The sequence below is a fragment of the Acinetobacter sp. ANC 3781 genome, from assembly GCF_004331285.1.
Taxonomy (GTDB): Bacteria; Pseudomonadota; Gammaproteobacteria; order Pseudomonadales; family Moraxellaceae; genus Acinetobacter.
Map to the genome: position 1 here is coordinate 1 of NZ_SJOH01000002.1, position 26,952 is coordinate 26,952.

Sequence of the window (26,952 nt, forward strand, 5' to 3'; positions counted from 1 at the left end):
CATCAATCAATGAAAATAATTTCGATCAATCAACCGGTAAAAATCCACACAAGTTGTTCTTCATAATCTCTTAATGATCTATCTTGCTCTTCGTCAGAGACAAGTTTCAACGCAATAAAATAAACAACTTAACCAAATCAGCTCAGTTCGTTTGCTGTATCGCGTCGGGATGCTGCGTATTCTATACAGTTTCTCGAGGGGCGCAACCCCTTATTTCACGCATTCGTTGTGAGTGTTTATTTTTTGGGCTAATTTGCTAAAAAATCGTATTTTTACTTATTTTTTTAATCGTATGTATAAACAATCTACTTAAATAATTTTTTTGAACTGATTTTATTATGGGTTCAGCATCTATATTATTATGTTTACCACCTTAATCTGCCTCGCTAATCTGTATTTTAACTTTTCTAAATTTGACGCAGATTCTCTAAGAGTAATTTGCCTAGAAAACTGTAATAAGGAATAGGCTGATTTATCTCGTTTATTCTAGCCAACTAAAAAATAAAAGAATTACAGCTGTCATTTTTATCTATGTACCGGCTTTGTATAAAGCCATTCATTCATTTCCAAGTAACCCCTATATGCTTTTCTAAAACTTTTTTCCGCTATGAAAGCTACTACCTTCCCTGACAATCGAACTTATTCTTATTCCTAAAAGTCGATTTTTATATTTATCTTAATGTTATATCCATGCGTCTTCTTTTCAAATTATTAAAATCATATTAAGCCAAAAGTAATCTTTAAAATGAATATCTAAGATCATAGGATGAGAAAAATTAAAATAGGGTTTACTGTAATCAATTTTTTCATTATCAAAATCATTTGCAAAATTAGGCGAATACTAATGAGCCATATAGCTACTAAAAGATTTTATGCAACGACTTATTTGCTACAAGCCACTTCTTCTTTGAATGCACACTTTAGCTCTTTAAGTTTTTAGAAAACCACACAATATAAAAGTAGAGATATAGGCAAACTAAGGGTATTAAAAAGACCAATTAAATTTTTCAATTTTAAATAAAGTGGCAGAAATACTATCAAAACATGTTTTCTCTGCTACCCAATTAACGTCCTCGTGATTGACCCACGAGCACGGCACAGAATTGTATCTATCAGTCCAAGCCTTCACTGGCAGTTAAATTTTTACCGTGAGCCTGAAAGTTATTTCTTAAATAAATATTAAATGTTGCCCACTCATTCAAAAATTTTAGCTACCCTCTCTCATCTTCATGCCGGAAAAGCACTGGATGCAGGCTGTGATTCGGGATGAAATTCTCTACTTTTAAATCAGCCTAGCTTTGATGTGGAAGCCTGAGACATTAATAGAGATACCATTCAGAATTTAAATAACATTATTCAGGCTAAAAAATCAGCAGCATTTATCTACTCATTCGTGATTTGAATCAAAATATTAACATCAATGACCGATATGATTTCATTTGCTGTACAGTCATAATGATGTTTCTAGAATCAGCCCAAAAAAAATGATTCAGCAAGTGTAACCAAACCACCGGACTTCAATCTAATTGCTTGTGAGATGAATATAGAAGATTATTCTGCTCAGCCTAGTTTCCCATTTACATTTAAACCAAGTGAGTTTAGTGATTATTATCAGGACTAGACTCTTCTAAAATACAATAAAAATACCGGAGAGCTTCTAATGCTGATTAAAATGGAAATCCTATCAAGCAGCATTTTCGCACTATTAGGACAAAAACTTAATTAAAGATAGATTTTTAAATAAGCCTGCACTAAATGAATCATAGGTTAACTATCGTTATAGTTGTCAATTATGTAAAACCACTCTGTCTAGAAAGTCTAACAAAACAAGAAATTTAAGAATCAAAAACCACCCGAAGGTGGCTTTAATTCAATCTATATATTAATTGGCCATTTGTCCTAAGCCATATATAACAACTATAAGCATTAAAGTTGAAAATAAAGTCACAAACATTTCTATTGCGCTCACTCCCTGCTTTTAATTGTTTTTTATACATACAAATAAGGATATTATCAACAATTAATTACAACTAAATTTAAATATTCTGATAATTATCAAATATTTAAATCCTCGATAAATGAAATAAAATTATTGTTTTTGCCACTCAAATGAAGAGGTATCATTTGGAGAGACTCCAATTTCACACCCTAGAAATTTCATATCTACAATGCCCGTATCCATTGGAGTAGTGGTAATAAAATCACTATGTTCTTCAAGCAATAATTTATAGGTACTTGAACTTATTAACAGATAATTTGGTACTTTATAGTTTTGATCTATGTAATCGAAAAATGCTTGTTTTACTTGTTGTGATAATTTCATTTTATACCTCCGTTTATAACTTATAACAAGATGCAGAAAACGATCAGTTTGATGTTTTTAGAACCCTTCTATCCACTTAATGATTATCTAATCAGAATACATGCATATCTTTGAAACTCAATATCTGATTTGTTGGTTCTAATTATAATAGATTCCATGATTCTGCTTTATAAGACTATTATTTCTATACACGTCTAAGCAAGGGCGGCAGGTAAAATACGATTAAGTAATGATTCAATTAATTTAATATCTCTGCCTTTTTTAATAAATAAACGTATTTCTTTCTCCTGCAGAAAAGGTATCCCAGCAATAAAAATCCGCTTAATAGAGCCGATTAAGCGGATTTAAATAATTGTTTTATATATTATTCTATTTATTTCTTTGTTTGAATAACTAGAAGATATCACTAAAACCTTATTAACAAAGTATAAAGAATATAGACAAACTGTTTTTAATCGTTTGCTTTAGGTTGTTTTTTATTTGTGAATAATAAATGTTTAAATTACAGAAAAGCTAAATCAAAGGCTTGAGCTTCGTTTGCTATATAGTGATGTTTAATTATTATTAATGAGATCAGACAAGGAGGATTCCGTCTCAATGATCAATAATTTTATTTTATTCGATTTTTTCTCTTAAAATCTGTATAAATATGCATTCATAGAATGATAGCCTTATCAGAAACCTTCCGCTTAAAAAAATAATTATTATTTATCAAAAATTAAGATTTATTTACAATAGTTATTTTAGGTTTTTTACATTCATTTCATACAAAGTATCAATGACGGAAAACTTTTAATTTTGTTCGCGAATTTAAAAAAATAAAACACCCTTCTTTTTAAGTGAATTTACCTTATTGCTTGTACGGCATTAGGCTTAAATTTCATTTAATTCATTCAGTAACACTGATTAAATAATGCTAATAACCAATCTACTCTTCATAATTATTTGCAAAAAAATAAAAGTTATTTTTCAAATATCCAAGACCTCATTTCTTATCTAAAACTGTCGATGTATTTATGGTTAGCTCTTTAAAAAATATCTACCTTTAAATATTCTCTCCTTTTATCAGCTGATGGTAAAACTAGAGACAATATAAACTTACTTATCTGGTGGTTTTATACAGAGGAATTGCTGAAAGTTGGCTGACTCTACAAAACGCGATACCTTCTATAGATAACCAAACTCGCTTAAGTATGATAAAAATCAAGTCCCTTCATGCTTTTGATTTAAGTAAAAATTTTATACTGTCCATTTGAAGAACAATGACTAGATATTTTTTATAATTAACTATTCTGTCTTTGTTTACTGGCATAACTATAATAAAAATACTGAGAAAAAATCACATTATTCATTGTACTGTTTATATGCAAATTCTGTTCGTTAACCTTCCTAAAAAGGGACATACTAGCTTTCCTACGCCACTAGTTCTTGATGATGCGTATTAATTTAATTGTTTATATACCCATTCTAAAAAATCAGTTTTGTTTCTTAATGGAGGTGATAAATCAATATTTACTATTTTACGACTGCCAAACATAATAATAACGTTAGAAGGCGAGTCAAATTTAATCCCGGATTCATGATCTTGATGAATTTCAGTAAAAAAATCTAACAATTGTTCCTGATTTTTTTTTACTTTAAATCCTGGTCGTACGACAAGAAAATTGTAGACTTGTTCTAACAAATGAAAATTAACGTTTTTATCCATTTTTATTATCTATAGAAGTAAATAATTGAGGATTAATATGCCCGACTTATTATAAGCGGTTTGTTGAAGAAATGTTAATCTAGACACTGCCCTCTATTAAAACCGATTTAATCATAATTTTTATTTTACTTGTCTTTATCCATTGAGTGAGGTGAAGTGGTTTTATCTTGCTGTGAAGTATCAGTATCCCGTTTTTGACATGCAGTTAAACCCACTACTGCTACTAATCCTACTATTACTAGTAATTTCATTGTTTATCCTTATATTGATTGAAAAATCAATAATATAATAATTACTCAGTTACACCGTTTAATTTTTATAACACAAATGTAAAAGCCCACTTTTCGATGAGCTTCTAAGTTTTAAATTTTACTTATACTTTTCAAAAGTATAATAGGGAATTAATCCAAATTTACAGGGTTAATTTTTTTACGAGCCGGAAAATTCTTTAAACTCAACTCCTGAAGTTAAAAGTTTGATCATAAATAAATTATTTGTCTCCTTATTTTCACTATTATTTCACAGGGATCATTAAGTGCTGATAAGGAGTTCCATGCCACATTACGTAGGGAACAGCAGTGTCTGGTTGAGCATGATTGGGGTACATCTCATAGAAGCGGGATCCTGCACCAACGATCATGACATGAGGGCCAGTTTTGACCCAGTGATTCCCCGCGGTGGGTTTCTTGGCATAGGGATCCACGTTACTGGCATCCGTGCCACCTGCCAGCATATACATGAAGCCGATTTTACCCACTGTAGGGGGTTTGTGACTCATCCAGGCTTCTGCCCACTCCAAAGCTGCCTTATCCATACACATCGGGTCTGGACCGGGAGTGGTCGGATTATCCGGCATACAGGTAAAACCATTATTGCCTTTACGCAAGATGCGCATTTTGCCATTCGCACCTATAGCCACAATAGTGGCCGCTGCTGCTACTTTTTTTGGCGCAGCACTCATTGCACTGGCGATGGCATTCTTGTCTGCTGTAGAGGAAGCTTGTTCTGAACCAGCTTTAACCGCTATGGGTTGGTCAGCTGCTAAAGCGGCGGATGCAGATAGCGCAACCCATCCGGCGATAAGTAATACTTGGGGAAAATTCATGGCATGTTCTCCTTGAATCATAAGTAAAATACTTGGTTATATCCCAAGATCAAGTCCAACAATCGACACCTCAACCGCTTGTGAGCGGTATTCTAAAGCCGATGGCTTAATGCTGTTATACAGACCATTTTTTAAAGACTAGTTTTATTCCAGACTATTAAAGTGGTGACCGTGTCTATGGGAATCAGTGACAATAACGATCATGTTATAACGCGTGTCGTAATATTCCTGCATATTCTCCGAATAGAAAATTGCATTCTTAACGCCTAAAAGTTACATAGCCTATTTATCAGAGAGCTAAAAAACAGAATCAAGCATAGCTATTCTTATCAATTAACTACTTTTAATCATATTTTATGCTTACTTCAACCTGATGTACCACAATGCTCAGATTCCATAACAAATAAAACTATTAGGACATAATAAATTACATACCTAAAAAACTGTATATCGAAAAAATTATTTAATATTCAATTAAATATGATAACAATTTAATAAATTATTGATCTCGAAAAAAGGTATTTAATTCAATAATTCCAATGAAAATACATGCTACAAACTTTTATATTTAGTTAAATTCTATTATGGGAAATTATAAAAAACCCTCTAAATCCTGACTTTAAAAGTTTTTTATATTCCTAGAGTTTTTTCGATTTCATCAATTAAACTCCGATCACAACCTATTAATTTAGAAGATATTTTAGCGATTAGAAACCTATGGGAGGAGCGTTTGGTAGAATCGGGTGATCGTTTAAACTTTACCTAAAGATAGCGTTTAAGAGAAGAAATCAAAGGTTTGAATCAAGTGATACGACAATGCAATCTCGACTTGAATAAATTATCCATTATTTCAACCACGAACTGCCGCTTCTATAGCAGAAATATCGATTTTCCTCATCGTCATCATTGCATCGAAAGCCCGTTTGGCGGCTGTACGATCAGAACTGGTATATGCCTTTGTTAGGGCGATCGGCGTAATCTGCCAAGAGATACCCCACTTATCCTTGCACCAACCGCATTCACTCTCCTCGCCACCATTGCCAACGATCGCATTCCAGTAGCGATCCGTTTCATTCTGGTCTTCAGTCGCAACCTGAAAAGAGAACGCTTCGTTGTGCTTGAACGCAGGTCCACCATTAAGTCCAACGCACGCAACACCCAGCACGGTGAATTCGACCGTCAATACATCTCCTTCCGTTCCCGATGGATAATTTCCAGGTGCGCGGTGCACTGCGCCGACCGATGAATCCGGAAATGTCTCGGCGTAAAATCGCGCAGCGCCCTCAGCGTCATTTTCATACCAAAGGCAGATCGTATTCTTTGCAATGTTCATCATTTCACCTCTTCATTGAGACTCGATCTACGCTATTTTGCATGACTGCAATGTGGCTTACATATCGGTCTAACTAAGTTATACGACACCTTTTCCATATTTAACTAAAAAATCCAATAAACCTATTTTATAATTGTATTTTTATTGATCTAAATATATATCTGAGTAATTAAAACTAGCCATTTTTTGATACTTAATAAATGTTTTATAAAGAAATCTAATGAAAATAAAGCCTAATCAACCATATGTTGATAATTTTTTAAACAATTCATTTGGGTATGCCAATCTGATATACCTAAAAGTACCGATTTCATTCTAAATAGAATCATGAGCCGGGCTTTGCTGCAAATTCCGTCACAAGAAGTTATTCGCTAATATACTGATAAAACGAACAAGCCCGTATCTAAAACTATCCAACCCAGTGATCAGATTTATATAAACTACTTACAACTATCAATAAACCGTTAAGCCAAATAACACTCAATCTATTGGTCATTTTCCCAATAATAAGAGTGTATTCTCCCTTTTTTAAATGGAAATTTAACTTATTAATTCAATTTGAAATAGTTTCAGCAGCATCTGAAAGCCAGATATCAATTCCATCTCCCTATCCCTTTAAAATCTTTTTTAAAACACCTTATTTTTTTAATTATATCAATAAAAATCATATACTAACTTTTATATATCCATTCAGCTTTTGGCCATTTTTTCTGCTCAATAGATTGCTCAACACACTCCACAATTTCACGTGAAATGATCCGAATATGTTTGGGAATATTTCTTGTAGAATGCATGGCTAAAGTAATCACCCGAGAAAATGCGGGATCTACAATTGGAGTAACTTTAATTAATCCTGCTCTAAACTCATTTATTACAGAAACTAAGGGTAATATTGTATAACCAAAGCCCTGGGTAACAAGCTGTTTTTGTATATTCAAATCATTAGTTTCAGCATAGATATTTAAGTGAGATCCATTTTGCTTATAAGCCTGCTCAATCAGGGAGCGTAAGCGGTGAGGATGAAAAGGTAAAATTAATGGAAATTTCTCTATTTTTTTAAGTTCAAGAACTTCATTATGCTGAAGTGTGGATTGAGCTGACCCTATTAAAAATAGAGGCTCTTTTACCAGCGGAGTCAGATCAATTAACTTCGAAGGTGTAGCGTCGTACATCAAGGCTAGATCAATATCTCCCATCTCTAACCACTCTTTTAAATGCCCAGAATATCCCACTGATATTTTCACTTGTACCTCAGGATACTTTTCCTTGATCAAATTCATAATCAAAGTAGAAAGTAATTCACTAATACTCGACAATACACCGATATGAACTTTCCCTCGAATTATCCCTTTGTTTGCAGTTAACTCCAATTTGGCAGTTTCAATGTCTTCCAGAATCCTTCTAGCATAAGGCTCAAGAACTTTACCCTCATCCGTCAGCGCCATACCATGACGAGAACGGTTAAATAGTTTTACCCCTAATTCGTCTTCAAGCATTTGAATTTGCCGAGACACTGCAGGCTGCACAATGTTAAGCATAGCTGCAGCCTTGGTTAAATTTTCAACTTCTAAAATAGTAATAAAAGTACGTAATTGTTTAATGTCCATTTCGATAATTTTCTAGCATGTCTTCCATCAAAATATACTATTTTAACTTCCAATCCATAACAATATATGATCAAAAACAAGAAGAGATCAAAAGAAGGATATTTAAGTGAAAAGTACTTTTAATAACTACCCAGAAATTCGTGAAGCTGTTCGTGCCTTGTGCGCACAATTTCCAGATGAATATCATCGTAAAATTGACGAAAAAAAAGCTTATCCTGAAGAGTTCGTCAATGCGTTAACCAATGCTGGCTGGCTGGCAGCAATGATTCCTGAAGAATTTGGCGGTTCTGGACTGGGTTTGGCAGAAGCGTCTGTCGTTATGGAAGAAATTAATCGTAGCGGTGGTAATTCAGGTGCCTGTCACGGTCAAATGTATAACATGAGCACCCTGTTACGTAATGGTTCTCAAGCACAAAAAGAATTTTATTTACCTAAAATTGCTTCTGGTGAATGGCGTCTACAATCTATGGCTGTCACTGAACCAACAACAGGAACAGACACCACAAAAATTCGTACGACCGCAGTCAAAAAAGGTGACCGTTATGTGATTAATGGTCAAAAAGTTTGGATCTCACGTGTACAGCATAGTGACTGGATGATTCTTCTTGCACGTACGACGCCTTTAGCCGAAGTGAAAAAGAAATCTGAAGGGATGTCTATTTTCATGGTGGATATTAAAGAAGCGATGAAATCAGGTATGGTCGTACAGCCTATTCCTAATATGGTGAATCATGAAACTAACGAATTATTTTTTGAGAACCTGGAAATTCCTGAAGAAAACTTAATTGGTGAAGAAGGAAAAGGCTTTAAATACATTTTAGATGGTTTAAATGCAGAACGTACACTGATTGCGGCAGAATGTATTGGTGATGGTTATTGGTTTATGGATCGTGCGACAAAGTATGTCAAAGATCGTGTGGTCTTTGGTCGTCCAATTGGCCAAAATCAGGGAGTGCAGTTTCCTCTTGCTGAATCCTTCATTGAGATTGAAGCTGCCAATCTGATGCGTTTCCGTGCTTGTGAACTTTTTGACAAGGGTCAAGCCTGTGGTGCTGAAGCCAATATGGCAAAACTATTGGCTGCAAAAGCAAGCTGGGAGGCAGCGAACCATTGCTTACAATTCCATGGCGGTTTTGGTTTTGCCAATGAATATGACATCGAACGTAAATTCCGTGAAACACGCTTGTATCAAGTAGCACCAATTTCAACTAACTTAATTCTAAGTTACGTAGCTGAACATTTACTTGATTTACCACGTTCTTTCTAAGTTCTGAGGAAAAATAAAATGCAGACGCCCCGTTCATTTTTATTTGTTCCTGCTAACCGTCCTGAGCGCTATACCAAAGCGCTCAATAGCGGTAGTGACGCAGTGATTATTGACTTAGAAGATGCGATTCCAACTGAACATAAACTCGAATCACGCGCATTACTCAAGCAATGGTTATTGGACCACCCCACTGAAAAAGTCATGATTCGAGTTAATGCTTTTCAGACCGAATGGTTTGCGGACGATATTCAACTCGCTCAATTTTCAAATGTGATTGCGATTGTTTTACCCAAAGCTGAACAACGACAAGAGTTTGAAGCGATTCAGCACATTCGTACTATTGATATTTATCCTATTATTGAAACGCCTTATGGCATGGCGCATGTAGAGGAAATTGCCCAGTTCCCAGCTGTTCGTGCCTTGATGTTTGGCTCTATAGACTTTCAACTTGAAATGGATATGTCTGGTGACTTTTTAGAGTTGATGTACTTCCGTAATAAAATTACTTTGGCCTCTAAACTTGCGGGTATTGCCAATCCTATTGATGGCGTCACTGCTGATTTTGGCAATACTGAATTAGTCATGACTGAAACCCTACAAGCTAAAAAACTAGGTTTCCAAGGAAAGTTATGCATTCACCCCACTCAGGTCAAAATCGTCAATCAAACATTTAATTCTAGCCCTGAAGAAATTCAATGGGCACAACAGGTTCTTGAGGCTGTAAAAGCAGCGGATGGGCAAACGATTAGCTTAAATGGAAAAATGATTGATAAACCCATTATTTCAAAAGCAGAAAAGATCTTAAAACAAGCGTATTAAGCAAAGATAAGGATAAGACAGTTATGCAAAACTTTGCAGAATGGATTGGAAATAAACAAATTTCACAAGATCATTGTGAAGAACGCTCAATACACATGCTTCAAGCATTATTTAATAAAAAAGATCAGCCAGTAAATGAAATGCCCCATCTGTTTCATTGGGCGAATTTTTTACCGGTCGTCAATCAATCTGAAATTGCTGCAGACGGTCATCCTAAGAAGGGAGATTTTTTACCTCCTATTCCATTTCCTAGACGGATGTGGGCAGGCAGTCGTCTTGAATTTATTCAACCTATTTTGGTGGGGCAAGAATTACGTCGAGTTTCTGAAATATCCGATATCCAATTCAAACATGGAAAAAATGGTGAGCTTTATTTTGTAACAGTGAATCATTTTATTTATGCTAATGATGAGTTAGTCATTAAAGAGCAACAGGATATTGTTTATAAACCAGAAACTATTATTACTAACAATGTTAGTGCGACAACAACTCCTGTTGAAAGCACTCGCCGAAATTACAGTTTTAAACAGCAACATTCAGTGGATACAACTGCATTATTTCGTTATTCGGCTCTGACCTTTAATGGACATAAGATTCATTATGACCGTCCATATGCCATGCAGGTAGAAGGATATCCTGGTCTAGTGGTGCATGGCCCACTCCTAGCAACTCTATTAATGCAAACGCTACAAGATAAATATCCAGATAAAATCATTAAAAAATTTGAATTTCGTGCGGTAAAACCTGTGTTCGATTTTAATGAGTTTTATATCTGTGGCGATGTACAAGAGCAAACTGCAGAATTATGGATTGAACATAGTGATGGACACATTGCTATGAAAGCAAAATTAACATTTCAGGAATAATGAGATGAAACCACTAGAAGGTATTACTGTCGTTGCTTTGGAACATGCAATTTCGGCACCATTTTGTACACGTCAGTTAGCTGATCTAGGTGCGCGTGTCATCAAGATTGAACGGCCTGAAGGTGGTGATTTTGCACGTTATTATGATGAACGGGTCAAAGGAATGTCTTCTCATTTTGTTTGGACAAATCGCTCTAAAGAAAGCTTGGCACTGGATTTAAAATCTACCGAGGCCCAACCGGTATTAAAAAGCCTGTTAAGTAAAGCTGACATTCTTATTCAAAATTTAGCACCAGGCGCAGCATCTCGTTTAGGACTTTCTTTCGAGCAACTTCATTCATCTTTTCCACAACTCATTATCTGTGATATTTCAGGCTATGGTGATGACCCAGAACATCCGGGTCCATATCGTGATAAAAAAGCCTATGACTTACTCATTCAAAGTGAGTCTGGCTTTTTATCGATTACTGGCACAGAACAGGAAAATGTCAAAGCAGGATGTTCTATTGCCGATATCTCAGCAGGAATGTATGCGTATAGCAATATCTTGGCGGCTTTGCTGGAAAGACAAAAAACGGGATTGGGCAAACGTATTGATATCTCAATGCTTGAATGTATGACTGAGTGGATGGGCTTCCCTCTTTATTACGCTTCAGATGACCAACCTGAACCTCAAAAATCTGGTGCGGCTCATGCAACCATTTTTCCATACGGCCCCTTTTCTACTGGCGATAATAAACAAGTATTATTTGCTGTACAAAATGATCGTGAATGGGCCTCTTTTTGCGAATTGGTGTTGGAAAGGCCTGAATTAGCTCACTCCAAATATTTTATCAATAATTCAAATCGAATTAAAAATCGTGAATTATTAACAGATATTATACTTCAGACTTTCTCACACTATAGCCAAAATGAAATCATTTTAAGGCTTGAACAGGCAAAAATTGCCAATGCGAATGTCAATACATTAGCCGATGTCTGGAATCATCCACAATTAAAAGCAAGGCAACGTTGGACTGAGGTTGACACGCCAGTGGGTAAAATTCCAACATTAAAACCTGTTGGATCAAGTCATTCTGACGATTTTCAGCTTACGAAAGTACCCGCACTGGGTGAACATACTGAAAGCATTCTCAAAGAGTTAGGTTTTTGAAGCTAAAAGTAAAAATTAATTACAATTCCAAAATCTTTCTTTTCACATAACTATTGTCTAATAGTCTCTTCAGTTTAAAAAAATAGATGATGCCCAGTAAAGTTTAAATTATTTATACATTATCAAGATGTATAAATAATTTACCAAACTGGTGGTTGATCAACCTATATAAGAGCCAAACTAAAGGACTATAATTTTTAAACTCAGACTATGTTTTTTAAATTTAATAGAGTAAGCCTGTGAACTTTGATCTAAATGACTTTCGGTTAATTTTAAATATAGCAGAGACCAAAAATTTGACACGGGCTGCAGAAAAATCTTTCTTATCTACTCCCGCTGCTAGTAATCGAATTAAAAACTTAGAACATGTCTTAGGCTTAAAAATTTTAGACCGTTCTTCTCAAGGTGTTGAACTGACTGAAATTGGGATGATCTATTTAAAATATGCTAAATCGATTTATCATGAGATTGAATGTCTGAAAGGTGAACTGGCTCAGTTTAATGATCTGATCCCAGGGAAATTATCTATTGCTGCCAACACAACGGCCATCACTGAATACATACCCACCGCCCTATCAGAGTATTTAATTACTCATCCTCATGTGGATGTAAACCTTAAAGAAATGCTGAGTGAAGATATCGTCAATCTTGTCGCAGATAAACGTGCCGATCTTGGAATTATTTCTGGGAATATTGATACGAAGAATTTACAGACTATACCTTTAATTTCTTCTCAACTGATTTTAATTGCACCCAAAACCCACCCCATTCTAGAACACACCAATGTGACATTATTAGATGCAATTCAATATTCAGTTGTAACTTTGCATGAAGGCAGCGCAATTCAAATTTTTTTACATAAGTTATCTCAACAATTAGATAAAAAAATCAATATTCGAGTGCAAGTTTCAAGCTATGACTCAATTTGTCAAATGGTTGCCGCAGGTGCAGGTATTGCCATTATTCCTTTGGCCACTTTTAGACGTTTACAACATATTCACCCGAATATCGAGCATAGAGAAATTGATGAAAAATGGGCCCATCGCGGCTTTAAAATATGCGCTATAAACTTTAATGAAATCAGTCAATTCACTAAAGACTTTATTGAATGTTTAAAGTCTCATATTCATTAATAATCCAGTCAATCTGCCTTGCCATAGCGTTAGCCCCAGGTTAACGCCACTTTCAAATTTCAAAATTGTGCAAAACATCAAGCTATGTAACTTTACTACCAGAGAACATGAAAAGAACGAATGTTACAGGACAGTAAAATGATCAATAAAATTTTCAATTCGGCAAAGGATATTGTCAAAGACATTCAAGATGGCTCAATGATTGCAATTGGAGGTTTTGGTGGTTCAGGCATGCCTAATGAACTTATCGATGCACTCATTGACCAAGGTGCCAAAGATTTAACTATTGTGAGCAATAATGCTGGAAATGGTGATCAAGGTCTTGCAGCACTACTCAAAGCCAAACGTGTCAAAAAACTAATTTGCTCATTCCCTCGTCAAAAAGATGCCTATGTTTTTGAAGACTTGTATCGCAATAATGAAATTGAACTTGAAGTTGTGCCCCAAGGTACGCTTGCAGAACGTTTAAGAGCTGCTGGTTGTGGTATTGGTGGTTTTTATACACGTACAGCTTATGGCACCTTACTTTCAGAAAATAAAGAAACCAAACAAATAGATGGTCAAGGCTACGTCTTTGAGAAAGCTTTAGCCGTAGATTACAGCCTGATTTATGCCAAGACAGGTGATCGTTGGGGCAATCTCATTTACAACAAAACTGCACGTAATTTTGCGCCTGTCATGGCTATGGCTGCAAAAACCACTTTAGTCGCCGTAGATCAAATCTGTGAACTTGGTGATTTAGATCCGGAAATTATTATTACTCCTGGAATTTTTGTCGATCGTGTCACCCTAAAAAATGGGCATGGAGCGTAAGCATTATGGATATCCAACAAAAAAATAATCTTGCTCAACGTGTGGCTCACGATATTCCTGAAGGGTCATATGTCAATTTAGGCATCGGTTTACCGACCCTAGTTGCGGACTATTTCGCTGATAAAGAAGTAATTCTACAAAGTGAAAATGGTGTGTTGGGTCAATGGACTCAAGCAGAAGCCGGTGAAGAAAACTGGGATTTAATCAATGCAGGAAAAGAAGCCATTGATTTAAAAAAAGGAGGGGCCTTTTTTCATCATGCAGATTCTTTTGGAATGATGCGCGGTGGACATCTGGATTACTGCATTCTGGGTGCATTCCAAATTTCAGCTAATGGTGATCTAGCCAACTGGCATACAGGACATCCAGATGCCATTCCTGCAGTAGGCGGGGCAATGGATCTTGCTTCAGGTGCACAAAATGTTTACGTCATGATGGAACATTTAACCAAACAAGGTCATAGCAAAATTTTAGAGAAGTGCAGTTATCCATTAACAGGGCTGGCTTGTGTGAATCGTGTATATACAGAGATTGCTACCTTTGACTTTGACAATGGACAAGTGTTTGTAATTGATATTGTAGCCCCTCATACCGCTGAGTATGTTCAAAGTATTACCGATATACCACTCGATTTTTCAAGAATGAAATAAATCATAAATCGATTTTACAAAGGAGATGTAAATGGGAATGTTGAATTGGTACAAGGAATCGGATTCTAACCAGAAAAAGACATTTTGGGCATGTTATGCAGGTTGGGCACTTGACTCTTATGACATGCAAATTTTTAGTTTTTTATTACCCGTCATTATGGCGACTTGGGCCCTTACTCAAACTCAGGTTGGCCTGATTGGTACGGTTGCCCTGATTGTTACCGCCATTGGCGGATGGATCGCAGGTATTTTGGCCGACCGTTATGGTCGTGTAAAAATCCTGATGTTTACCATTTTATGGTTTACATTTTTCGGCGTACTGGCAGGATTTGCACAAAATTATGAACAGCTTTTAGTCGCAAGAACCCTACAAGGCCTTGGTTTTGGTGGTGAATGGGCAGTTGGCGCGGCACTCATGGCCGAAGCTGTTTCTGCAAAACATAAAAATAAGGCTGTCGGCTTTGTCCAGTCAGGAATGGCTTTAGGTTGGGCAGGATCGGTGATTGTAGCCACAATACTTATTACGATGCTGCCACCCGAATGGTCTTGGCGTGTGGTTTTTTGGACTGGTGTCATTCCCGCTTTAATTGTGATTTATATTCGCCGTAATGTGAAAGAATCGGTCGAATTCGTAAATGATGTGGCTAAAAATAAAGAAAATATTGAGAAAGCATCTTTTAGTTCTATTTTCAAAAAAGAATATTTACGTTCAACCATTTTTGCAAGTTTACTCGTTATAGGTTTACAAGCAGCATGCTATGCCATTCTTATTTGGATTCCGACCCTGATGAATGAGCGTGGACTGAGTCCAAGCTCTAAAATTGTTACGATTTTAATTATGGCTGCAGGAGCATTTGCAGGCTTTATGTTTACAGCTTATCTGGCTGATAAATGGGGTCGTAAACAAACTCTGATTGGTATGTCTATTTTGAGCTGGATTGTAACCGTGGTGTATATGTTGATTGCAATGAATCAATACATCACCTTAGCACTGGGCTTCTTTGTCGGTTTCTCTGCAATCGGTATGTTTGCAGCCCTCGGCCCATTTTTGACAGACTTATTCCCGACCCATATTCGTACCACAGGTATGGGCTTTTCCTACAATGTCGGAAAATCATTTGGTGCTCTATCAGTCGTTGGTGTGGGTATTCTTGCTGAATCATTAGGTCTTGCTCCCTCGATCGGTTTGTTTTGCTTAACCGCCTATGCCTTAGCCACTATTTCAATCTTGTTAATTAAAGTTAATAAAGAAGAGCTTACACCTACACCTTCTCTCTATAAGAAACAGGAAGCTTGATGATGATTCGTATTCTTTACTTACTCAGCAAACCAGAACATATGAGCAAAGAACAGTTTGATGCCGAATGTTTACGCCACTTTGAAATGTCAGAAGGTATTCCTGGCTTACATAAATATGAAGTGCGTTTAATTGCCTCAGAACCGACAGATCTTCATGTTCCATTCTTTGATGTGCCGGGTGTCGATGCTATTGGAGAATGCTGGTTCGAAAATGAACAACAAATGCAAACTTATATGGATTCTGAAGTTCGTAAAAACTGGTTTGAACATGGCAAGACTTTCATTGGTAAGTTGAAGCCATTTATAACCAAAGACGTTATATAAAATTTTTAATTCAAATATTAAGGACAATCAAAATGCTTTTTTGCGTAGAAATGACTGTAAAGATTCCTCTAGATAGCGATCCTACAAAAATGGATGCAATTAAACGCGCTGAAAAAGAACGCGCTATTGAGTTACAGAAAGCAGGAAAATGGCCACATTTATGGCGTGTTACAGGTAAATATTCCAATATCAGTATTTTTGATGTGGAAAGCAATAATGAATTACATGACTTATTAATGAGTTTGCCTTTATTTCCCTATATGGAGATTAAAGTGACGGCATTATCTCAACACCCCTCTTCAATTCACTAACGCTGAATACCTTTTAAGATCAAGGATGGTCATCATGGAAAAGATATACGATATTTCTCAGCTTGATTTATCCAGCTATGTTCGACATGGTGATCGCGTGGTATGGGGCCAGGCTCAAGCTGAACCCATCACGCTTACTCAAAATTTAATTCAAAATCGTAAAAAAATTGGGAAATTTAAAGTTTTTTTAGGCATTAGCCAGTTTCCTACTTGCCTACCTGAATACTCCGAACACATCGAATATCTGAGCTATTGTGGTGCAGGATATAATCGAACCCTTGCACAACATCAGGTTTTAGATATTGTGCCTGTGCATTATTCACAACTTCCCCGTTTAATCGAAAATCAACAGCTTAAACTAGATGTTGTATTGATTCAGGTTTCAGCAGCAAATGCTCAAGGACAATATAGTTATAGCTTGGCACAAGATTATTTAAAATCTGCCCTTCGACATGCTCGAATTGTGATTGCGGAAGTCAATCGGCAAGCACCTTGGGTGTATTCGGATCAATATTTAACTGAGGCTGATTTTGATGTGATGGTGTATACCGACCGGAAAATCGAAGCACAACACAGTGCTGATTATTCAGCAACCACTCAAAAAATTGCTCAAAATGTTGCCTCTTGCATCCCCGATCATTCAACTTTACAACTTGGAATCGGCTCTATTCCCGAGGCCATTATGCAGGCTTTGGATCAACATCAGCATTTAGGTATTCATTCCGGCATTATTGGTGATGGTGTTGCCGAATTGATGCAAAAAGGGGTGATTACCAATCAGAAAAAAAGTATTGATCCTGGAAAAACCATCACAGGTTTAATTGTGGGTTCTTCTAAACTACATCAATTTGTTCATCAAAATTCAGGCATTGAACTGCGTTCAACCGAATATACCCATCATGCTGCGACTCTTGCTGCCATTCAACAGTTTATTGCGATCAACTCGGCAATTGAAGTTGATTTAACAGGTCAGGTAAATGCTGAGATTGCCAATAAAACTTATGTGGGCGCTGTAGGTGGAGCTTTGGACTTTATTCGTGCCGCCAATCAGTCTCATGGGGGCGTTTCAATTATTGCCCTGCCTGCTTCTGGAAAAAGTTTTAGTCGTATCGTAAGCAAGCTACAAGGCCCCGTGTCTACACCGCGCAGTGATGCCGGGCTGATTGTGACTGAATATGGCATTGCAGACTTACGTGGTTTAAGCCTGTCGCAGCGTGTTGAAAAAATGATATCCATTGCAGCCCCTGATTTTCAAGCAGAACTTGAGCAGCAAGCCATCGATCTAAAACTAGTTTAAAAGGAATTGAAATGAAAGACGCTTATATCGTCAGTCCGCTACGTACCCCGATTGGTAAATTTGGTGGCGCACTTGCCTCTTTAACTGCGGTCGACCTCGCTGTCAAAGTGATTCAATCCATCGTAGAGAAAACCGGCTTAGATACCCACACCTTAGATGAAGTCATTATTGCCCAGTCTTATTCATCCAGTGAGGCGCCCTGTATTGGACGCTACGCGGCTTTGGCCGCAGGACTTCCAATTGAAGTACCCGGCTATACATTAGATCGTCGTTGTGGCTCAGGTTTGCAAGCACTTATTAATGCAGCCATGACCATTCAATCCGGAAATGCTGAAGCGATTATGGTGGTGGGTGTGGAAAGCATGAGTAATATTGAATATTACTCCACCAATATGCGCTGGGGAAGTCGTGCAGGGAATGTGACCATGTTTGACCGATTGGAACGTGGGCGTGAAAGATCTCAACCAGTTGAACGTTTTGGTGTAATTTCAGGTATGCCTGAAACTGCTGACAATCTGTCCCGAGACTATAATATTGGTCGTGAAGAATGTGATGCTTTTGCGCTACAAAGTCATCAAAAAGCACAGCAAGCCTGGGATACAGGTAAATTTAAAGATGAAGTGATTCCGCTTGAAGTGAAATCTAAAAAAGAAATCAAAACCATCGCTTTTGATGAAGGTATTCGTGCAAATAGTACTCTTGAAAGTCTAGCCAAACTGAAAACCCTATTGCCAAATGGCGTCACCACAGCAGGCAATTCAAGCCAACAGAATGATGCTGCAGCAGGTTGCCTAATTGTCAGCCGTGAGTATTTAGAAAAGCATCATTTACAACCGATTGCCAAAATTACAGGCTGGAGCGCAGCAGGTTGTGATCCAAGTCGAATGGGTATTGGTCCTGTGCCTGCGGTGAATAAACTACTTAAAAAACTAGATATGTCCCTTGAAGAAATTGATCTGATTGAAATCAATGAAGCCTTTGCAGCTCAAGCTTTAGCAGTGATCAAAGGTTTAAATATTAGCGATACTTCTAATATTAATGTGAACGGTTCAGGAATTTCTCTGGGTCATCCTATTGGCGCCACAGGACTTCGCATTATGACATCTTTAGTACATGAGATGAAACGCCGTAATGCACGTTACGGTTTAGAAACAATGTGTATTGGGGGTGGACAAGGGTTAGCTGCCCTATTTGAACGTGTTTAAGTATTAAATTAAAGAATATTTGTTAAGGAGTGACTCATGATTGAATCAAGAATGATTGGTGAAGTAAAAGTAACCCGTATCCATGAATATGCTGGCCCGAGCCATGATCCAAAATTTTTATTTCCGACAGCAGATCAGAGTCTGTTAGAAGAGCATAAAGATATGCTGGCACCGCATCATTGGATTCCACAAATGAATCGCCTCATTGTCAGCATTCAATTTTGGGTGGTTCATGCGGGCAATAATATTATTGTGATTGATACTGGTGTTGGTAATTTCAAACAGCGCCCAGAAATTCCGCGTATGCATATGCTGAATAATTTGATTACTGAATGGATGACTGCTGCTGGCGCACCTCCTGAAAAAGTAACTCATGTGGTGATTACCCATTTACATTCTGATCATGTTGGCTGGAATACCATCTGGAAAGACAACCGCTGGACACCGACTTTCCCGAATGCCAAGTATTATTTACCTAAAGAGGACTTTGATTTCTGTCATCAGGGTAAAAATAAAGAACCCGGCGTGATTGATGTTTTTGGCGACTCTTTCTTTGATAGCGTGATGCCTGTCTATAACGAAGGCTTGGTTGAATTTATTCAGCCTCATACTGAAATTGCCGATTGTTTAGTGGTTGAACCTGCACCCGGTCACAGCCCCGGACAAGTCACTTTCCGTGTCAGCTCCCAAGGAGAAGAAGCGATTTTTTGTGGCGACGTATTCCATAGTCCGCTCCAAATTGTTCGCCCCGAAATCAATTCAGGCTATTGCATCTGGCCGGATATCGCGCGAAAAACTCGACTTGAATGTTTAGAGCGTGCCGTGAGCCGAGAAGCTTTACTCTTGCCTGTACATTTTGGTGATCCCTACTGTGGTTATATTCGTAAACAAGATAATGGATTTATCTTTGAACCTTCAGACACATGGGCTCGCGTTTAATTCACCGCTTCAGCTTTCTAGATAATAGTTTGTAATACCTAAAAGGATTTTTAAAAATGAAAAAACCAGTAAATAAAAATTTACTGGTTATGGGGACGCTTTGCCTATCCATAACCAGCATCAACACGGCCAATGCTGATTTTATTGATGACACAAAATTTAATGTGCTCGCAAAAAACTATTATTTCAATCGTGACTTTCGTAAAGGTGAATACAACTCTGCGGGTCAGAATGCTCAATTACCTGTATCTGAACGTAAAGGTTACCGCGAAGAATGGGCCCAAGGTTTTATTGCCAATATGGAAACAGGCTGGACAGATACGGCCATCCAATTTGGCTTGAATGGCTATGCCCTGGTTGCTTTAAAACTCGATAGTGATGGATATCGAACCGGTACAAATAACTTAGAAGTGGACTCAAATGGCAAACCAAAATCAGCGACTGCTGAATTTGGTGGTGCCTTACGGACAAAATATAATAAAACCGAAGCTTTGCTCGGGAATCAATTTCCGAATAATCCGATTGTTGGTACTAACTATTCTCGCCTACTTCCCTCTATGTCGACGGGTTTATCGATAAAAGATAATAGCTTTGATCATCTCAATTTAGATTTTGGTTATTTCACTCAAATGAGTCCTGTTGATTCAACTGACCGTCTCAACTATTTCAATACGGATTATAACAATGGAATTCAGGCTGATTCTGTCAGCTATTTAGGTGGAACATATAAACTCAATAATATTGAAACATCGCTGTATGTGTCTGAATTAGAAAATGTCTGGATGCAATATTATGTAGGGGCAAAATATAAACATCAAATTGATGCCCAATCAGGTTTCAATCTACAAACCAATAACTACATGAACCGAGATACCGGTGATGCCACGGGCGGAAATATCAGTACTGGTCTGGTTTCCTTGACAGGCAGCTATAAACTATCCAACCATAATTTCAGTTTAGCTTATCAACAAGTTTTAGGTGATGAACCTTTTGACTGGATCGGCTTTAGAAATAACGGCGGGATTGCCACTATTCCTAATAGTGTACAGTTTGCAACATTTACAGAAGCCAAAGAAAAATCAGCTCAAGTGAAATATGAAATTGACTTCTCACCTTATGGAATCGAAGGTCTTTCTTTTATGACGCGCTATCTATATGGCTGGGATATGGATAATACGGGCAGTGACAACAAACTGTATACCAAACGTCATATTTACGATCAAAATATTGAGAATAAACATTGGGAAAGAGATATCGAATTACGCTACAAAGTTAAGCAAGGCTTTGCAAAAGATCTTGATGTTCGTCTTCGTCAAGCCACTCATAGGTCAACTACAGGCTATAGATATGGGAATATTGATGAATTCCGTTTAATTCTTGAATATCCATTTTCATTCTAATAAAACTTTATCTGTGAGAAAATCAAAATGCCTTATGTTATAGAAACGTGGGACAAAATAGATCACCAGCCTCTTAGAAAAAAATTACGACAAGAACATTTAGATTATTTAAATCAAAACCTTAAGTTACTTTTATCCTGTGGTGCAAAATTGGATGATCATGGTCAAGACTTAGGAGGTGGAGTCTATATCATTGATGTAGATACACGAGAAGCTGCTCAAAAATTTATTGAACAAGATCCTTTTTTCATTGGTGGCTTATTTCAAAAAATCAAAATAGACGGTTGGAGGAAAGCCTATTTTGATGGCAAATTTTGTCTGTGAATAGAGACAGATAATCAGGGCAGGCCCTAAGCCTGCCCCTCATTCGCTCTACCTTAATACTGACTTTTAAAATTATAATTACTGTATTTATATCATTAAATTTAAAAAAGTTGCCATAAAAACAACCGTACAAATAAATTTTTAAGTGGAATCTACTTAAGCAATATGGTCCTGTTTGAAATCATTGATAATTTAAAAATAAGTTAGAGCAGCATCGCCCGCCATCTCTTGCAATTGTAAAAGACTTACAAGAAGACCTTATTGTACGATGGCTTTTATTCAGTTGGTTTCCGACTCTGTACTAGAAGGGTTTAAACCCTATCAAGTTGTATTAGGTATTTTATTTAGATCAGCTTGAGTGATAGCTTGATCTCTAGTGCTAGATGTATGGGTATATAGCTGTACCAAATTCTCCTTTTAGATCCTCTTATTTTTAGCGGGATTACCATTTAAGCTAAATATAATTACCCCGATAGGGATTCAATAAGATCTACAGTTAAAAGCCTACATTGAGCAGGCTATTCAATATCAAGAGAGAATTAGTTGATTTCAGATCAAACCTTTGAAAAGGAAAAAACACCCCACAATGACTAATAATACTGAGAAACATTTTTTCAGCATTTGCGGTGATAGCGCATGCGCTGCTTTTGCACCTAACTTTGCTGTAAAGAAACTCATGAGGCTGATGCCTAAGAATGCATAAGTATGTACATAGCCTATACTATTGGGAACAGCCGCATGTGCTTTCATCCCAAAAATCATAAAGCCCAAAGCACCTGCAATGGCAATCGGTAGACCACATGCAGCCGATGTTCCGACCGCCTTTTGCATCACCACACCATAACGGGTGAGATATGGCACAGTAACACTACCACCGCCAATCCCAAAAATGGCTGAAGCCACACCAATCACAGAACCTGCAGCAATTTGTTTACCTGTTGAAGGCAAAGATTTTGTTGGATCGACTGCCTTTTTAGCACCAGTAAACATGGTATATGCTACCCAAATCAAGAATAAACCAACAATGAGTTGAAGATGTATTCCTGAAAGCCATCCTGCAATGGCTGCTCCGGCAAAACAGCCGATCGCCATCGGTGGCGCCAGGTTTTTAAATACCGGCCACATCACCGCACCATTTTTATGGTGTGCCATCAATGAGCTAATCGATGTGACAACGATGGTCGCTAATGAGGTCCCTAATGCCAAATGCATGATGACATCAGAACTGTAATCCATTTGGGTAAAGACGATAAACAAGAGTGGGACGATAATGGTGCCACCACCGACACCGAAGAGACCTGCGGCAAATCCAGCAAGTGCTCCGATGATTAAAAAAATAATAAGTTCCACGATATACTGACTTTTAAAGAATGGAGTATTGAAGCAAGGAGTAATTAAGCGAGTTCGAGTTGACCGATTTGGTGATAAGCACGGTTAAAATAAACCAAGCTTTCTTCTTGCTGACTTTGCTTAATTGCTACGACACGGCATAAGAAAATGCTGTGTGTGCCGACGTTTTGAATTTCTTCAATCTGACAATCAAAACTCACCAGAGCATCTTCTAACACAGGTGATCCTGTTTCGAGTGTGGTCCAATCACCAAGTTTGAAACGATCTTCAGAATTAAATTTGCTTGAGGCAAATACATTTGAGATCTGCTCATGCTGTGTGCTGAGTACATTTACTGAAAGCACTTTATTTTCAATAAAATGCGCATGTGAGCGAGATGATTGATTCATGCAAACCAGTAATGTCGGCGGTGTATCGGTCACACTACATACAGCAGATGCCGTAAAACCATGCATTCCTGCTGTACCTTGTGTTGTAATTACATTCACAGCAGTCGTTAACAAGGACATTGCATTTCTAAAGTCGGTTGCTTCAATCATCTCTTCTATCTCAAATGTGTATATGCTTTGTCTCTTACTCAAGTCAGGGAAATGGATGATTTGATATATCATCCACCCTGCCCTTATTGAGACAGTTTAGAATTAAGCGGTCAGTTCTTGACGAACAATGGCAGCACCTGCGCTTAATGCTTCGAGTTTGCCGCGAGCGACTTGACGAGATAAAGGTGTCATACCACAGTTGGTTGATGGATAAAGCTTGTCCGCATCAACAAATTGCAACGCTTTGCGCAGTGTATTTGCGACTTCTTCAGGGGTTTCGATTTGGTTGGTCGCCACATCAATCGCCCCAACCATGACTTTTTTGCCACGAATCAGTTCAATCAGATCCATCGGTACACGTGAATTTTGACACTCAAGAGAGATGATATCTAACTTAGATTGTTGCAGCTTAGGGAATGCTTGCTCATATTGACGCCATTCATTGCCTAAAGTCTTTTTCCAATCGGTATTGGCTTTAATGCCATAACCGTAGCAAATGTGTACCGCAGTTTCACATTTCAGCCCTTCAAGCGCACGTTCTAAAGTCGCCACGCCCCAATCATTCACTTCATCAAAGAACACGTTAAAGGCAGGTTCATCAAACTGAATAATATCCACTCCTGCCGCCTCTAACTCAAGCGCTTCTTGGTTCAAAATTTTGGCAAATTCCCACGCCAATTTTTCACGGCTCTTATAATGACCATCATAAAGCGTGTCAATCATAGTCATCGGACCAGGTAACGCCCATTTGATCGGTTGATTGGTTTGGCTACGCAAGAATTTCGCATCCTCTACGAACACAGATTGTTTACGCGAAACTTCACCCACCACTGATGGCACGCTGGCATCATAACGGTTACGGATACGCATGGTTTCACGCTTTTCAAAGTCCACACCTTCAAGATGCTCGATGAAGGTCGTCACGAAGTGCTGACGGGTTTGTTCACCATCACTTACGATATCGATCCCTGCTTGACGTTGCTCATGTAGAGACAACTTTAAGGCATCACGTTTCGCTTCAAGCAACTCTTCGCCTTCAAGTTTCCAAGCTGACCAAAGTTTTTCAGGTTCAGCGAGCCAAGAAGGTTTCGGTAAGCTGCCAGCAGTTGAGGTTGGGAGTAACATTTTTGGTTGTACAAGTGCCATGTTTAATCTTCTTTATAAAATTTCGTGAATCTATTTGGTGTATTAGGCAGCTTGATTTTGCTGAGCATTGGCTACAGTGAAGTTAGCAGCCCATTCATCAAGGATGTCTTTATATGGTTTGATGAAGTTTTCTTCTGTCCATTTACCTTGTTTCACAGCCAATTCACCACGTTCAACACGGTCATAGACAATACGAGTCAATGAATAATCCCCATAGCTCAAGCTTGGCTGATACACCACACCTGCAGGTGAATTGGTATTATAAATTTCAGGACGATAGATTCTTTGGAAGCTTTCCATGGTGCTGATCGCGCTGATCAATTCGAAATCTGTGTAATCACGTAATAAGTCACCTGCACAGTAGAATGCTAAAGGTGCATTGCCATTTTCAGGCTTGAAGTAACGAACGCTTAAGCCCATTTTTGCGAAGTATTCATCGGTACGTGAATAGTCTTCATTGGTGTATTCCACACCTAATATCGGGTGAACATTGGCAGTGCGGTAATAAGTTTTAGTCGTTGAAACACTTAAACAAATCACAGGCTGTTTGTTAAATTCAGCTTTAAAGACCTCTGAATTTACAAGATGTTGATACAACTTACCGTGTAGATCACCAAAGTCTTCAGGCTTTTCATTGAACTTGCAACCAAGTGATGGCAATACCACACTAAAGTCATAATCACGCACATAAGATGAAAAGCTGTTGCCAATCATGCCTTCAATACGTTCATTAGTATGATGATCGATAATGGTACTTTTTAAGGTTTCAATGAATGGGAAAGTTTGACCCTTGCCTTCGATATCAATTTCCGCAGAGATGATATCGATTTCAAGTGAATAACGATCACCTTTTGGATTGTCGACCGTTGCCAAGCTATTAAAACGGTTATTGATCATTGCTAAAGTGCGACGAAGATTTTCTTGGCGGCTTTCACCACGTGCCAAATTAGCAAAGTTAGTCGTCAAACGTGTATTGTTTGCTGGCTCGTAGTTCTCATCAAAACGAATACGTTTAATTGAACATTGAAATGCTGTACTCATGGAGATGTACCCTAAATTTTTTTAAATAAAAGCTAAATTTCTGTATGAGGCAATTAAAGCGTGAATTTAAACATGAGTAAAACGATATAAATTCAATAAAAGATGAGTAAAATTCACTTTAAAGCTGGTTTTTATAAATAAGTCTCTTTGTATTGACTACAAAAGGATCTCACCAATAATAAAATTATCTCTTAAAAAACAAGGTTTAAAGTTAATTAAATAAACTGTATTTTCAATCAACCAGATGCTCGAGGACAATTGATTGGTTATACAGTGATCCAAAATGTGAAAGTGTGGTGACTCACCCAAATGAGTATTTTCATACGCATTATATTAATGATCAGGCCAATATTTCTGGCCATGTAGAAGCTTATTCAGTTGCAAAAGGTACTACTCTCAAGTTACCTGTTGAATAACTGAGGTTGTAGTCCCGAATATTACGAATCACTTGACGATGCCATTCACGAGTATAAAATAGCGCGCATATAAGGAGATGGTATTCCTCCTTCTACAAACCGCCATTCTGGCTGATGATGCCTACGTAACTCTCTTTCCAGGTAGAGTGCGTAGGTTTGCGTTCTATTTTTTATTTGGAGCGCTTTTACCATGTATTTATCTCTTCTCTGAATTGCTCTTGGCTCTGTACTCGGTGCCTGGTTACGTTGGGGAATCAGTTTAAAATTTAACAGTGTGTTTGAACATATTCCCTTTGGTACTGTCATTGTCAACTTGGTCGGTGCTTTTATTATCGGACTTGCAGTTTCATTTTTCTCTAACAGTTCAATCACTCCAAACTATAAGCTGTTTTTAGTGACTGGATTTTGTGGTGCATTGACCACATTCTCTACCTTTTCTGTAGAAGTGGTTGAGTTATTACAAGCATTAAAATTTGAATATGCCATTTCCAGCATTGCGATTCATGTTGTGGGTTCGTTGATCTTTACGGTTTTGGGAATGCTGACTTATCAATTCGCGACGAATCACTAAAAGCAAAAGACTA

Annotated in this window: 27 protein-coding genes, 2 pseudogenes and 1 riboswitch; of the genes and pseudogenes, 19 read left to right on the plus strand and 10 right to left on the minus strand. The window is 37.5% G+C overall.

Features of this window, described 5'->3' with window-relative positions; genetic code table 11:
- Positions 1-1,389: 1,389 nt before the first annotated feature.
- Complete coding sequence (locus E0H89_RS16885; RefSeq protein WP_350416974.1) at positions 1,390-1,488, plus strand: hypothetical protein; 99 nt, start codon at positions 1,390-1,392, stop codon at positions 1,486-1,488.
- Between the two features lie 19 nt (positions 1,489-1,507).
- A pseudogene (locus tag E0H89_RS16890) lies at positions 1,508-1,621 on the plus strand (tellurite resistance methyltransferase TehB); the annotation flags it as partial.
- Positions 1,622-2,089: 468 nt separating this feature from the next.
- Here the strand turns inward: E0H89_RS16890 and E0H89_RS01680 are convergent.
- From E0H89_RS01680 to E0H89_RS01700, 6 genes are all read right to left on the minus strand, one after another.
- Positions 2,090-2,323: a hypothetical protein gene (locus tag E0H89_RS01680; RefSeq protein WP_131214038.1), complete on the minus strand. Its 234-nt coding sequence runs from the start codon at positions 2,321-2,323 to the stop codon at positions 2,090-2,092.
- A gap of 1,441 nt (positions 2,324-3,764) precedes the next feature.
- Positions 3,765-4,031: a hypothetical protein gene (locus E0H89_RS01685; RefSeq protein WP_131214040.1), complete on the minus strand. Its 267-nt coding sequence runs from the start codon at positions 4,029-4,031 to the stop codon at positions 3,765-3,767.
- Positions 4,032-4,156: 125 nt separating this feature from the next.
- Complete coding sequence (locus E0H89_RS16815; RefSeq protein WP_284702733.1) at positions 4,157-4,282, minus strand: hypothetical protein; 126 nt, start codon at positions 4,280-4,282, stop codon at positions 4,157-4,159.
- A gap of 263 nt (positions 4,283-4,545) precedes the next feature.
- On the minus strand, positions 4,546-5,136 hold the full coding sequence (locus tag E0H89_RS01690) for a hypothetical protein (protein ID WP_131214042.1): 591 nt from the start codon (positions 5,134-5,136) through the stop codon (positions 4,546-4,548).
- Between the two features lie 850 nt (positions 5,137-5,986).
- The gene (locus E0H89_RS01695; protein ID WP_205755850.1) at positions 5,987-6,469 is read right to left on the minus strand and encodes a VOC family protein; all 483 of its coding nucleotides are present in this window, start codon (positions 6,467-6,469) and stop codon (positions 5,987-5,989) included.
- Positions 6,470-7,140: 671 nt separating this feature from the next.
- Entirely contained in the window at positions 7,141-8,076 is a 936-nt protein-coding gene (locus E0H89_RS01700) for a LysR family transcriptional regulator (RefSeq protein ID WP_131214046.1), read from the minus strand.
- A gap of 106 nt (positions 8,077-8,182) precedes the next feature.
- Between E0H89_RS01700 and E0H89_RS01705 the strand changes: the two genes are divergently transcribed.
- The 16 genes and pseudogenes from E0H89_RS01705 to E0H89_RS16895 form a co-directional block, all read left to right on the plus strand.
- Positions 8,183-9,343 carry an acyl-CoA dehydrogenase family protein gene (locus E0H89_RS01705; protein WP_131214048.1) on the plus strand — a complete coding sequence of 387 codons (1,161 nt, stop codon included), beginning with the start codon at positions 8,183-8,185 and terminating at the stop codon, positions 9,341-9,343.
- Between the two features lie 18 nt (positions 9,344-9,361).
- Positions 9,362-10,162, plus strand: coding sequence for an HpcH/HpaI aldolase/citrate lyase family protein (locus E0H89_RS01710; RefSeq protein ID WP_131214050.1), 801 nt, complete (start codon positions 9,362-9,364; stop codon positions 10,160-10,162).
- A gap of 23 nt (positions 10,163-10,185) precedes the next feature.
- Entirely contained in the window at positions 10,186-11,028 is an 843-nt protein-coding gene (locus E0H89_RS01715; RefSeq protein ID WP_131214052.1) for an HTD2 family dehydratase, read from the plus strand.
- Positions 11,029-11,032: 4 nt separating this feature from the next.
- Complete coding sequence (locus E0H89_RS01720) at positions 11,033-12,181, plus strand: CaiB/BaiF CoA transferase family protein (RefSeq protein ID WP_131214055.1); 1,149 nt, start codon at positions 11,033-11,035, stop codon at positions 12,179-12,181.
- A 239-nt stretch (positions 12,182-12,420) separates the two neighbouring features.
- The gene (locus E0H89_RS01725) at positions 12,421-13,314 is read left to right on the plus strand and encodes a LysR family transcriptional regulator (protein ID WP_131214057.1); all 894 of its coding nucleotides are present in this window, start codon (positions 12,421-12,423) and stop codon (positions 13,312-13,314) included.
- 138 nt (positions 13,315-13,452) lie between these two features.
- The gene (locus E0H89_RS01730; RefSeq protein ID WP_131214059.1) at positions 13,453-14,127 is read left to right on the plus strand and encodes a 3-oxoacid CoA-transferase subunit A; all 675 of its coding nucleotides are present in this window, start codon (positions 13,453-13,455) and stop codon (positions 14,125-14,127) included.
- 5 nt (positions 14,128-14,132) lie between these two features.
- The gene (locus E0H89_RS01735) at positions 14,133-14,777 is read left to right on the plus strand and encodes a 3-oxoacid CoA-transferase subunit B (protein WP_131214061.1); all 645 of its coding nucleotides are present in this window, start codon (positions 14,133-14,135) and stop codon (positions 14,775-14,777) included.
- A 31-nt stretch (positions 14,778-14,808) separates the two neighbouring features.
- A complete protein-coding gene (locus tag E0H89_RS01740) occupies positions 14,809-16,074 on the plus strand; it encodes an MFS transporter (RefSeq protein ID WP_131214063.1) in 1,266 nt (421 codons plus the stop codon).
- On the plus strand, positions 16,074-16,400 hold the full coding sequence (gene mmlI / locus E0H89_RS01745) for a 4-carboxymethyl-4-methylbutenolide mutase MmlI (protein ID WP_250697812.1): 327 nt from the start codon (positions 16,074-16,076) through the stop codon (positions 16,398-16,400). The genes E0H89_RS01740 and mmlI overlap by 1 nt, the downstream gene beginning before the upstream one ends.
- Positions 16,401-16,432: 32 nt before the next feature.
- Positions 16,433-16,711, plus strand: a complete 279-nt coding sequence (gene catC / locus E0H89_RS01750) for a muconolactone Delta-isomerase (protein ID WP_131214065.1) — start codon at positions 16,433-16,435, stop codon at positions 16,709-16,711.
- Between the two features lie 34 nt (positions 16,712-16,745).
- On the plus strand, positions 16,746-18,008 hold the full coding sequence (locus E0H89_RS01755; RefSeq protein ID WP_131214067.1) for an acetyl-CoA hydrolase/transferase family protein: 1,263 nt from the start codon (positions 16,746-16,748) through the stop codon (positions 18,006-18,008).
- Between the two features lie 11 nt (positions 18,009-18,019).
- Positions 18,020-19,213 (plus strand): acetyl-CoA C-acetyltransferase, encoded by a 1,194-nt coding sequence (locus tag E0H89_RS01760; protein ID WP_131214069.1) that lies wholly within the window; start codon positions 18,020-18,022, stop codon positions 19,211-19,213.
- A 36-nt stretch (positions 19,214-19,249) separates the two neighbouring features.
- Positions 19,250-20,152 carry an MBL fold metallo-hydrolase gene (locus E0H89_RS01765; protein ID WP_126037357.1) on the plus strand — a complete coding sequence of 301 codons (903 nt, stop codon included), beginning with the start codon at positions 19,250-19,252 and terminating at the stop codon, positions 20,150-20,152.
- Between the two features lie 56 nt (positions 20,153-20,208).
- Positions 20,209-21,552: an OprD family outer membrane porin gene (locus E0H89_RS01770; RefSeq protein ID WP_131214071.1), complete on the plus strand. Its 1,344-nt coding sequence runs from the start codon at positions 20,209-20,211 to the stop codon at positions 21,550-21,552.
- Between the two features lie 27 nt (positions 21,553-21,579).
- Positions 21,580-21,876: a YciI family protein gene (locus tag E0H89_RS01775; protein WP_131214073.1), complete on the plus strand. Its 297-nt coding sequence runs from the start codon at positions 21,580-21,582 to the stop codon at positions 21,874-21,876.
- A gap of 171 nt (positions 21,877-22,047) precedes the next feature.
- Positions 22,048-22,160, plus strand: a pseudogene (locus tag E0H89_RS16895) (Fic family protein); the annotation flags it as partial.
- 265 nt (positions 22,161-22,425) lie between these two features.
- Here the strand turns inward: E0H89_RS16895 and E0H89_RS01785 are convergent.
- From E0H89_RS01785 to E0H89_RS01800, 4 genes are all read right to left on the minus strand, one after another.
- The gene (locus E0H89_RS01785; RefSeq protein WP_131214075.1) at positions 22,426-23,226 is read right to left on the minus strand and encodes a sulfite exporter TauE/SafE family protein; all 801 of its coding nucleotides are present in this window, start codon (positions 23,224-23,226) and stop codon (positions 22,426-22,428) included.
- Between the two features lie 44 nt (positions 23,227-23,270).
- Positions 23,271-23,765, minus strand: coding sequence for a flavin reductase (locus E0H89_RS01790; protein ID WP_067724392.1), 495 nt, complete (start codon positions 23,763-23,765; stop codon positions 23,271-23,273).
- Between the two features lie 102 nt (positions 23,766-23,867).
- Positions 23,868-24,911: a methionine synthase gene (locus E0H89_RS01795; RefSeq protein ID WP_131214077.1), complete on the minus strand. Its 1,044-nt coding sequence runs from the start codon at positions 24,909-24,911 to the stop codon at positions 23,868-23,870.
- Between the two features lie 42 nt (positions 24,912-24,953).
- Positions 24,954-25,952: a putative oxygenase MesX gene (locus E0H89_RS01800; RefSeq protein ID WP_131214079.1), complete on the minus strand. Its 999-nt coding sequence runs from the start codon at positions 25,950-25,952 to the stop codon at positions 24,954-24,956.
- A gap of 480 nt (positions 25,953-26,432) precedes the next feature.
- Positions 26,433-26,499, plus strand: a riboswitch (Fluoride riboswitch).
- A gap of 80 nt (positions 26,500-26,579) precedes the next feature.
- On the opposite strand from E0H89_RS01800, the gene crcB reads away from it, so the two are divergent.
- Positions 26,580-26,939 carry a fluoride efflux transporter CrcB gene (gene crcB / locus E0H89_RS01805; protein ID WP_250697817.1) on the plus strand — a complete coding sequence of 120 codons (360 nt, stop codon included), beginning with the start codon at positions 26,580-26,582 and terminating at the stop codon, positions 26,937-26,939.
- Positions 26,940-26,952 lie beyond the last annotated feature (13 nt).

Bases quoted from the DNA above. Each gene is read 5' to 3' on its own strand.
- E0H89_RS01700 (WP_131214046.1), bottom strand. From the start codon at position 8,076: ATGGACATTAAACAATTACGTACTTTTATTACTATTTTAGAAGTTGAA.
- catC (WP_131214065.1), top strand. From the start codon at position 16,433: ATGCTTTTTTGCGTAGAAATGACTGTAAAGATTCCTCTAGATAGCGAT.
- E0H89_RS01715 (WP_131214052.1), top strand. From the start codon at position 10,186: ATGCAAAACTTTGCAGAATGGATTGGAAATAAACAAATTTCACAAGAT.
- E0H89_RS01695 (WP_205755850.1), bottom strand. From the start codon at position 6,469: ATGAACATTGCAAAGAATACGATCTGCCTTTGGTATGAAAATGACGCT.
- E0H89_RS01730 (WP_131214059.1), top strand. From the start codon at position 13,453: ATGATCAATAAAATTTTCAATTCGGCAAAGGATATTGTCAAAGACATT.
- E0H89_RS01740 (WP_131214063.1), top strand. From the start codon at position 14,809: ATGGGAATGTTGAATTGGTACAAGGAATCGGATTCTAACCAGAAAAAG.
- E0H89_RS16815 (WP_284702733.1), bottom strand. From the start codon at position 4,282: ATGAAATTACTAGTAATAGTAGGATTAGTAGCAGTAGTGGGTTTAACT.
- E0H89_RS01800 (WP_131214079.1), bottom strand. From the start codon at position 25,952: ATGAGTACAGCATTTCAATGTTCAATTAAACGTATTCGTTTTGATGAG.
- E0H89_RS01765 (WP_126037357.1), top strand. From the start codon at position 19,250: ATGATTGAATCAAGAATGATTGGTGAAGTAAAAGTAACCCGTATCCAT.
- E0H89_RS01720 (WP_131214055.1), top strand. From the start codon at position 11,033: ATGAAACCACTAGAAGGTATTACTGTCGTTGCTTTGGAACATGCAATT.
- E0H89_RS01710 (WP_131214050.1), top strand. From the start codon at position 9,362: ATGCAGACGCCCCGTTCATTTTTATTTGTTCCTGCTAACCGTCCTGAG.
- E0H89_RS01685 (WP_131214040.1), bottom strand. From the start codon at position 4,031: ATGGATAAAAACGTTAATTTTCATTTGTTAGAACAAGTCTACAATTTT.
- E0H89_RS01755 (WP_131214067.1), top strand. From the start codon at position 16,746: ATGGAAAAGATATACGATATTTCTCAGCTTGATTTATCCAGCTATGTT.
- E0H89_RS01775 (WP_131214073.1), top strand. From the start codon at position 21,580: ATGCCTTATGTTATAGAAACGTGGGACAAAATAGATCACCAGCCTCTT.
- E0H89_RS01760 (WP_131214069.1), top strand. From the start codon at position 18,020: ATGAAAGACGCTTATATCGTCAGTCCGCTACGTACCCCGATTGGTAAA.
- E0H89_RS01735 (WP_131214061.1), top strand. From the start codon at position 14,133: ATGGATATCCAACAAAAAAATAATCTTGCTCAACGTGTGGCTCACGAT.
- E0H89_RS01690 (WP_131214042.1), bottom strand. From the start codon at position 5,136: ATGAATTTTCCCCAAGTATTACTTATCGCCGGATGGGTTGCGCTATCT.
- mmlI (WP_250697812.1), top strand. From the start codon at position 16,074: ATGATGATTCGTATTCTTTACTTACTCAGCAAACCAGAACATATGAGC.
- E0H89_RS01790 (WP_067724392.1), bottom strand. From the start codon at position 23,765: ATGATTGAAGCAACCGACTTTAGAAATGCAATGTCCTTGTTAACGACT.
- E0H89_RS01680 (WP_131214038.1), bottom strand. From the start codon at position 2,323: ATGAAATTATCACAACAAGTAAAACAAGCATTTTTCGATTACATAGAT.
- E0H89_RS01795 (WP_131214077.1), bottom strand. From the start codon at position 24,911: ATGGCACTTGTACAACCAAAAATGTTACTCCCAACCTCAACTGCTGGC.
- E0H89_RS01770 (WP_131214071.1), top strand. From the start codon at position 20,209: ATGAAAAAACCAGTAAATAAAAATTTACTGGTTATGGGGACGCTTTGC.